Source organism: Sphingosinicella sp. (assembly GCF_052387495.1).
In the GTDB taxonomy this organism is placed as follows: domain Bacteria; phylum Pseudomonadota; class Alphaproteobacteria; order Sphingomonadales; family Sphingomonadaceae; genus Allosphingosinicella.
This window is the reverse complement of the sequence record NZ_JBQTJC010000202.1, coordinates 1-8271: the sequence shown is the minus strand read 5'-3', so window position 1 is coordinate 8271 and position 8271 is coordinate 1. Positions and strand designations below refer to the sequence as shown.

Below are 8271 nucleotides of genomic sequence, written 5' to 3'. Positions count from 1 at the left end.
GCGAAGCTGTTGGAGAGGCTGCGCGCCACCGTGATCGCCGGGTTGGCGAAGCTGGTCGACGAGGTGAACCAATAAGCCGCGCTGATATAGAGCGCGACGCTCGCCGGGATCCAGTGCGGCCGGTGGCGGAGCGTGCCGAGGATGGTCAGGATCAGGCCGAAAGTGGCGATCGCCTCGCCCGCCCACTGGCCGAGCCCGGCCCGCGCCTTCACCGAAAGCTGCAAGGTCGGCAGCTCGAACATCAGATGCGCCGCCCAGGCGCCGAGGATGCCGAAGGTGAGCTGGGCGAGCACATAGCCGCCTGCCTCCGGCCAGCGAAGCTCGCGCCTCAGGGCCACGACGAGCGTCACCGCCGGGTTCATGTGCGCGCCCGAGATCGGGCCGAGCATCGCGATCAGCACGAACAGGATCGCGCCGGTGGCGAGCGTGTTGGCGAGCAGGGCGATCGCCTCGTTCCCGCCCGCCAGATTCTCGGCCATGATCCCGGAGCCGATCACCGTCGCGAACAGGAAGAAGGCGCCGATCCCCTCCGCCGCCAGCCGCCGCCCGAGCGGCGCGGGCTCAGCCACGGCCGGGCTCCGCGCCGCCTGGCCGGCTCATTGCGCCGGCGCGCAGCATTTCGCCGGCGCGGCGTTCGGCGAGGCCGCGGCGGCGAGGACATCGAACGAGGGGCTGTCGCCGTAGACGGTCGCCTCCCCGGTGGTGTGGAAGGCTTCCCAGATCACGCCGTCCGGGTCGGTGACCCAGCTTTTCTCGGATTTGGCGTAGCAACAGGTGGTCGCGCCCTCCTCGAGCACGGGCCGCCCGGCCGTTTTGAGCCGGGTATAGACCTCGGCCAGCTCGTCGCCGTCCTCGGCCTGGATGCCCAGATGCTCGATCCCCTTGCGGGCGTGCATTCCCGCCGAGATCGCGAAATTGACCCGGGGATCGTCGAGCATCCACTTGGCGTAATCGTCCTTGATCACGCTCGGCTCCGCGCCGAACAGGGTGGAATAGAAGCCGATCGACTGGTCGAGGTCGTTGACCCCGACATGGACGTGGAGGCGCTTCATGCGGTTTTCCTTTCTTGAGCGGGGAGTTCGGAACAGTCGGCGTCGGAGTCGCAGGCGGCGCCGGCGCAGCAATTTTCCATGAGGTAGCCGACCAATGCGTTCATCGCTCCATAGTCGGCCGAGTAGATGATCGACCGATGCGCGCGCCGCTGCCGGATCAGGCCGGCGCGGCTGAGCTGGGCGAGGTGGAAGGAGAGCGACGAATTGGGAATGCCGAGCGCCGTCGCGATCGCCCCCGCAGCCATGCCGTCCTCGCCCGCCTGGACGAGCAGCCGGAACAGCGCCAGCCGGTGCTCCTGCGCCAGCGCGCCCAGGGCGGCGATGGCGCTGTCCGAATCGAATCGGTTCATCGTTTCCATGAAACTCGAAATGTGACGACGCGACGCGATTGTCAATCCTGAATTCGAAATATCTCGAAATAAGGATCGCGCGCTCAAATCGCCCTTTTTTGAACCGCCGCTTTGACCGCCCGTTGTCCGTGCCTATGTGGGGCGCTTGCATCAGGAGGCCTGGACCGATGGCGGACGAGGAACGCGCACCCAAGAAGCTGCAGGTCGCCACCATGCGCCCCGACGACAGCGGCCGCGGCATCGCCCGGCTACCGCGCGCGATCATGACCGAGCTGGGTCTCGCCGACGGCGACGTGATCGAGCTGGTCGGCAAGCGCCCGACGCCGGCGCGCGCGGTCGGGCCCTATCCGGAGGACGAGGGGCTCAATATCATCCGCCTCGACGGCCTCCAGCGCGCCAATGCCGAGATCGGCTCGGGCGATTTCATCGAGGTCCGCAAGGCCGATGCCAAGCCCGCGACCCGCGTCGTCTTCGCCCCGGCGCAGAAGAATCTCCGCCTGCACGGCTCCGCCCACGCGCTCAAGCGCAGCTTCGGGATGAAGCCGATCACCGCCGGCGACGTCGTCGCCACCACCGGCCAGCAGCAGATGCCGCCCGGCGACATTCCGCCCGAGCTCAGGAAGATGCTCACCGCCCCCGCCTATGCGCTGCAGGAGATCCGGCTCGTCGTCGTCTCGACCGCGCCCAAGGGGATCGTCCTGATCGACGCCAATACCGAGGTCGAGCTCAAGCCCGAATATACCGAGGCCAAGGAGAAGCGCCGCGCCGATGTCACCTATGACGATATCGGCGGCATCGGGACGACGATCGACCAGCTGCGCGAAATGGTCGAGCTGCCTCTGCGCTACCCCGAGATTTTCGAGCGGCTCGGCGTCGATCCGCCCAAGGGCGTGCTGCTGCACGGCCCGCCCGGCACCGGCAAGACGCGCCTCGCCCGCGCCGTCGCCAACGAGAGCGACGCCAGCTTCTTCCATGTCGCCGGCCCCGAGATCATGGGCTCGGCCTATGGCGAGAGCGAGAAGCGCCTGCGCGACCTGTTCGAGCAAGCCGGCCACAACGCCCCCTCGATCATCTTCATCGATGAGATCGATTCGATCGCTCCCAAGCGCGGCCAGGTCCAGGGCGAGACCGAAAAAAGGCTGGTCGCCCAGCTCCTGAGCCTGCTCGACGGGCTCGAGCCGCGGCAGAACGTCGTCGTCATCGCCGCGACCAACCGGCCCGAGGCGATCGACGAGGCGCTGCGCCGCCCGGGCCGCTTCGACCGCGAGATCGTGATTGGCGTGCCGGACGAGGGCGGGCGGCGCGAGATCCTCGGCATCCACACCCGCGGCATGCCGCTGCAGGAGGATGTCGATCTCAATGAACTGGCCAAGCAGACCTACGGCTTCGTCGGCGCCGATCTCGCCGCTCTGACCCGCGAGGCGGCGATCGAATCGGTGCGACGGATCATGCCCGAGCTGAACCTCGAGGACGGCATCATCCCGCCCGACGTGCTCGACCGGCTTTCGGTCACCCGCAAGGATTTCGAGGAAGCGCTGAAGCGCGTCCAGCCCTCGGCGATGCGCGAGGTGATGGTGCAGAAGCCCGATGTCGGCTGGGACGATGTCGGCGGCGTCGACGCGGCGCGCGAGCGGCTGCGCGAAGGCGTCGAGCTACCCCTGAAGCATCCGGACGCCTTCCGCCGGCTCGGCATCCGACCGGCCAAGGGCTTCCTGCTCTACGGGCCGCCGGGGACGGGCAAAACCTTGCTCGCCAAGGCCACCGCGCGCGAGGCGGAGGCCAATTTCATCGCCACCAAATCGTCCGACCTGCTCTCCAAATGGTATGGCGAGAGCGAGCAGCAGATCGCCCGGCTGTTCGCCCGCGCCCGCCAGGTCGCCCCGACCGTGATCTTCATCGACGAGATCGACAGCCTCGTCCCCGCCCGCGGCGCCGGCTGGGGCGAGCCGCAGGTCACCGAGCGCGTCGTCAACACCATCCTCGCCGAAATGGACGGCCTCGAAGAGCTGCAATCCGTGGTGGTGATCGGCGCCTCGAACCGGCCGAACCTGATCGATCCGGCCTTGCTCCGGCCCGGCCGGTTCGACGAGCTGATCTACGTGCCGGTCCCGGACGAAGCCGGCCGGCGGCACATTCTGGGCATTCACACCAAGGGGATGCCGCTCGCCTCGGACGTGGATCTGGACGCATTGGCCGATCGGACGGCGCGCTTCACCGGCGCGGACCTTGAGGACCTCGTCCGCCGCGCCGGCCTGTTCGCGCTGCGCGGCTCGATCGAGGCGACGACGGTGACGATGGACCAGTTCGAGCGGGCGCTGAAGGAAACCCGCGCCTCGGTCACGCCCGAAATGGAGGCCGACTACGAGCGCATCCGCGAGAGCCTGATGCAGGAGGCGCGCAGCGTCGGCGGGATCGGCTTCATCTCGCCGGGCATGCTCACTCCGCGCGGGACGAAGGAATGAACCGCCAGGCGGTCCAGCCGGCGAGGGCGAGCATCAGGGCGGCGGTGACGAGGAAGGGCAGAGCGAGGCCGTAGCCATAGGCCCAGACTCCCGCCGCCGGGCCCGCGACGAAGGCGATGCCCGCGACCGAGGTGACCTGCCCCGCCACCTCGTTCTGCTCGTCCGGCCCGACCGCGAGCGAGGCGCCGGCGGTGAAGCCGGGCCGGAACAGCCCGAAGCCGAGCGAGGCCAAAGCGAAGCCGATGGTGAGCGTATAGACGCCCTGGCCGAGCCCGGTCATTGCCGAGCCCGCGGCGGCCACAACCGAGCCCCAGACGACGAGCTGCCGCGGCGACAGCGCCAGCTGTGGGATCAGCCACCATTGCGCGAAGAGCGAGGCCGCCGCGCCGGCCATAAGCACGATCGCGATCCATTGCTGGGCATGGTCGAGCGGCAGCATTAGCCGGTCGATCACGAGGAAGCCGATCACGCCGAGGACGATGGCATGGCCGTGGCCGCCGACCGTGCCGATCAGATGCCAGGGCAGGACGCGCGGATCGCGCCACGACAAGGCGACGCGCACGGCTTCGTCCGGCGCGGCCTGCCCGCCGCCCCCGCCGATCGCGGGATAGGCGACGATCGTCCCGCGCGCGTCGCGCCTCGGCGTGTCGTCGGGCAGCTTCAGGACGATCAGCACGAGCACCACCGCGGCGATCAGCGCGAAGGCGAAGAGCGGCGCCGACAGGCCGAGCGGCGGGAAGATGAAAAGCGGCGCGATCGCCGGGCCGATGATCGTGCCGAGGCCGAAGGAGGAGGCGATCGCGGCGAGCGCGTTGGTCCGCGCCTCGCCCTCGGTCCGCGCCGCGACATAGGCCTGGACGGCGGGCGGCGAGGCCGAGCCGAAGGCGCCGTAAAAGGTCCGCCCGAGCATGAAGATGGTGAAGACCAGCGCCGAGCCCATCAGCCCGAGCAGGCCGGCGGCGAGCGCGCCGCCGCAGATCAGCATCGAGACGATGAAGCCGTAGAGGCCGAGCCGCATCAGCGCGCGGCGGCCCCGGCGGTCGGCGCGGCGCGCCCAGACCGGCGCCAGCGCCACCCAGATCACCGCCGAAAGGCTGAACGCGACCGCCACCCAGATGTCGGCGACGGCGAGCTCGCGCCCGATCGCGGGGAGCAGCGACTGCATCGCCGTATTGCCCGCCGCGGCGACCAGCATCACCGAGTAGAGCAGGGCGAATCGCCCGCGCGAGAGGCCGTAGCCGTTCATCCGGCGGGGCGTTCGGCCCACCCCGGGAATTTCCTTCCCTTCGGCGCCGCCCCTTGCGCCTTGCCAAGCGGGTCCCGATTTGCCAACGCGTCACCTTCCCGTAATTTTCTGGGCAACAGCATGTCGGCATCCTGGGACGAGGCACGTAGAGAAAGCCGTGTCGCGCGCAACGCGAGCGGCGGCCCGCTCTGGCATTTCCTGCGCGGCTTCATCAAGCACCCCGTGATGGTCGGCTCGATCATCCCTTCGTCGAAGGCGACGATCGACAAGATGCTCGGGCCCGTCGATTGGGCGAACTGCAAGCTGTTCGTCGAATACGGCCCCGGGGTCGGCACCTTCACCGAGCATGTCCTCGAGCGGATGGCGCCGGACGCGACCCTGATCGCGATCGACACCAACCCGGATTTCACCCGCTATCTCCGGCAGAAGTTCAGCGACAGCCGGCTCTTCCCGGTCACCGGCTCGGCCGCCGACGTGCGGCAGATCATCGCCGATTGCGGCTTCGATCATGCCGATTACATCCTCTCAGGCCTGCCCTTCTCGACGTTGCCGCCGGGCATCGGCCCGAAGATCGCCGAGGAAACCGCCGCCGCGCTCCGCCCGGGCGGCGCCTTCCTGGTCTATCAATTCTCGCCCAAGGTGCGCGATTTCATGGCGCCCCATTTCGAGCGGATCGACCGCGGCCTCGAATGGGTCAACATCCCGCCCTGCCAACTCTTCTGGGGCTGGAAGGACGAAGATTAAGGTCCCAGCCGGCGGCCGAAATTGAGCCGCCGCGCGAGATTGTAATCCGCCGTCGCCATCACGAAGAAGCCGAACGCCCAGCGCAGCCGGTTGAGCCAGGTCATGTTCGCCCGGTGGTCCTCGACCGTGATCCGCCGGCTGTGGGCGATCTCATGCTCGACGAAGGCGCGCATCCGCGCCGCGAATTCCACGTCCTCGACGCGCAGCATCATCTCGAGATTGAGATAGAGGCTCCTGAGGTCGAAATTGGCCGAGCCGATATGGACGGCGTCGTCGATGATGATCAGCTTCGTGTGAAGCTTGGTTGGCTGATATTCGTAGACCTCGACGCCGCGCTTCAGCACCCGCCAATAGGAGAAGCGCGCCGCCCACATCGTCGTCCTGAGGTCAGACTTGCCCGAGGTGACGAGGCGGGCCCGGCCGCGGCGGGCGACGGCATAGATCCGGCGCAGCATCGACAGGCTCGGCACGAAATAGGCCATCACCATGTCGACCGAGCGGGCGTGGAGCATGTCGCGCTTGACCGAGCGCGCCCAGGGGCTGAGCCGCCGCGTGGGGCCGCCGAACAGCCAGTGCAGGGTCTCATAGCGCACGCTGTGCCGGCTGAGCATGCGCCGCAGGTCGCGGATCGAGGAATCATCGCTCTCCGCCCAGGCGAAGAGGGCGTCGAAATAGTCGACGAGGCAGCCGACGCTCGATCCTTCGACCTCGATGCCGAGATCGCGCCAGGCGCCGGATTCGATCGTCCCGAAATACTCGTCGCCGATGTTGAAGCCGCCGACGATCGCCCGCTGTCCGTCGGCGAGCGCGAGCTTCTGGTGATTGCGCAACAAATAGCGCCGTCCCCAGCGCGGCACGAAGCGGCAGAAGCGCGCGCCCGCGTCGCTCAAGGGCTTGAAGAAGGCCGGCGTCGCCGCCGAGGCGCCGAAGCCGTCGAGCAGCATCGAGACCTTGACCCCGCGCTCCGCCGCCGCGACCAGGGCATCTCGCACCTGCCGCCCGGTCTCGTCGTTGAGCCAGATATAATAGAGGATGCGGAGCGATTCCCTGGCGCCGTCGATCAGCGCGATCAGCCCGGCCAGCCGCTCCGGCCCGTCGCTGAGCACGGTCAGCCGGTTGCCGGCCACCTCAATCGGTTCGATCCTGAAGTCGCCCATCCCGGGCTCGGCCTAGCCCGATCCGCGCGGGCGCGAAAGCATGTCTAGTTCGGGTCGGCCTCCGGCCCGAGGAAGCGGGCCCGCACTGCCGCGCGGTCGATCGGGGCGCTCGGCAATTCGAACCCGGCGGCCGCGACCGGCGCCGTGTCGACGCTGTCGAGCCGCCACATGAAGCCGAAGCGGATCACCGTGCCGCGCGCGAACAGGCCGGTCATCTCCGCGCCGAGCCCCGGCGTGCTCTCCATCGACGCGGTGAGGAGCGGGCTCAATAAAGTCGCCATCGCCCGCCCGACCGGGGCCAGCTCGGGATCCTGGCTGATCACGAAGTCGATCGTGTCGGCGGAGTCGGGGGCGCCGACCCGGAAGATCGTACCGGTCCGCCCGGCGACGGTCTCGGTGCCTCGCTCTGCGACCCCCGGCACGGGATCGCGCGCGCCCGGCAGCCGCGGCACGGCGGTCAGCAGCTCGCGCATCAGGGCGACGAAATCCTCCTGCCGGGTGACGAAGGTGCCGCGCGGGTCGGTGAGGATCATGTAGGCGACGCCGTCCCGCATGACATAGACGCCGTCGGTGACGACAATCCGGCTGTCGCCATTATCGCGGACCTGGACCGTGATCGGCGGGCCGCTCTCCTGCGCGAAGCGCGCGGTGATGTCCGCCCGAGCGGGCGCCGCGGTCGACAAGGCGGCCAGCGCCGCGATCCATCCCCAACGCATGAATTGCTCCCCATCCGGTCAGACGATCCTCCTAGCGCCGCCGCACGTGGCGGTCACCCGGCTTTGGCGATAGGAGCGGGCCATGGCCGTCACCCGCCTCAGCCTCGCCGATTTCCGCTCCTATGCCGACGCCCTCGTCGCGCCGGGGTCGGGGCTGGTCGTGCTCACCGGCGAGAATGGCGCGGGCAAGACCAATTTGCTCGAAGCGGTGTCTTTGCTCTCGCCCGGCCGCGGCCTGCGCGGGGCGAGCCTCGCGGAGATGGCGCGGTGCGATGGCGGCGGCGGCTTCGCGGTGGCGGCGCGGCTCGATCAGATCGAGATCGGCACCGGCACGACGGCGCAGGCGCCTGAGCGGCGGCAGGTGCGGATCAACGGCGCGCCGGCCGCGGCCAATTCGCTCGCCGAATGGCTGTCGGTGCTCTGGCTCACCCCGGCGATGGACAGGCTGTTAGTAGAAAGCGCCTCGGGCCGCCGCCGCTTCCTCGACCGGATCGTGCTCGCGCTCAACCCCGGCCATGCCGGGCACAGCTCGCGCTATGAGGCC

General features: G+C 69.0%; 9 protein-coding genes. 3 read left to right on the top strand and 6 right to left on the bottom strand.

Going from position 1 to position 8271, the window contains the following annotated elements:
- The 3 genes from ACT4N8_RS11315 to ACT4N8_RS11305 form a co-directional block, all read right to left on the bottom strand.
- The coding region (locus ACT4N8_RS11315; RefSeq protein WP_444858229.1) for an aquaporin at positions 1-569 on the bottom strand (569 nt) is incomplete at its 3' end.
- A gap of 27 nt (positions 570-596) precedes the next feature.
- Positions 597-1052: an ArsI/CadI family heavy metal resistance metalloenzyme gene (locus ACT4N8_RS11310; protein WP_444858228.1), complete on the bottom strand. Its 456-nt coding sequence runs from the start codon at positions 1050-1052 to the stop codon at positions 597-599.
- On the bottom strand, positions 1049-1411 hold the full coding sequence (locus ACT4N8_RS11305) for an ArsR/SmtB family transcription factor (RefSeq protein ID WP_444858227.1): 363 nt from the start codon (positions 1409-1411) through the stop codon (positions 1049-1051). Before ACT4N8_RS11305 ends, ACT4N8_RS11310 begins: the two co-directional genes overlap by 4 nt.
- A gap of 158 nt (positions 1412-1569) precedes the next feature.
- On the opposite strand from ACT4N8_RS11305, the gene ACT4N8_RS11300 reads away from it, so the two are divergent.
- Positions 1570-3864, top strand: coding sequence for a CDC48 family AAA ATPase (locus ACT4N8_RS11300; RefSeq protein WP_444858226.1), 2295 nt, complete (start codon positions 1570-1572; stop codon positions 3862-3864).
- Here the strand turns inward: ACT4N8_RS11300 and ACT4N8_RS11295 are convergent.
- On the bottom strand, positions 3839-5131 hold the full coding sequence (locus ACT4N8_RS11295; RefSeq protein WP_444858225.1) for an MFS transporter: 1293 nt from the start codon (positions 5129-5131) through the stop codon (positions 3839-3841). The genes ACT4N8_RS11300 and ACT4N8_RS11295 overlap by 26 nt on opposite strands.
- 99 nt (positions 5132-5230) lie before the next feature.
- Between ACT4N8_RS11295 and ACT4N8_RS11290 the strand changes: the two genes are divergently transcribed.
- Positions 5231-5854, top strand: coding sequence for a class I SAM-dependent methyltransferase (locus tag ACT4N8_RS11290; protein WP_444858224.1), 624 nt, complete (start codon positions 5231-5233; stop codon positions 5852-5854).
- On the opposite strand, the gene ACT4N8_RS11285 is transcribed toward ACT4N8_RS11290, so the two are convergent.
- Positions 5851-7011 carry a phospholipase D-like domain-containing protein gene (locus ACT4N8_RS11285; RefSeq protein WP_444858223.1) on the bottom strand — a complete coding sequence of 387 codons (1161 nt, stop codon included), beginning with the start codon at positions 7009-7011 and terminating at the stop codon, positions 5851-5853. The two genes, ACT4N8_RS11290 and ACT4N8_RS11285, sit on opposite strands and share 4 nt — an antisense overlap.
- Before the next feature lie 44 nt (positions 7012-7055).
- Positions 7056-7727: a hypothetical protein gene (locus tag ACT4N8_RS11280; RefSeq protein ID WP_444858222.1), complete on the bottom strand. Its 672-nt coding sequence runs from the start codon at positions 7725-7727 to the stop codon at positions 7056-7058.
- Positions 7728-7809: 82 nt separating this feature from the next.
- Here ACT4N8_RS11280 and ACT4N8_RS11275 point away from each other — a divergent pair.
- Positions 7810-8271, top strand: a 462-nt coding sequence (locus ACT4N8_RS11275; RefSeq protein WP_444858221.1) for an AAA family ATPase, incomplete at its 3' end; no start/stop codon positions are given.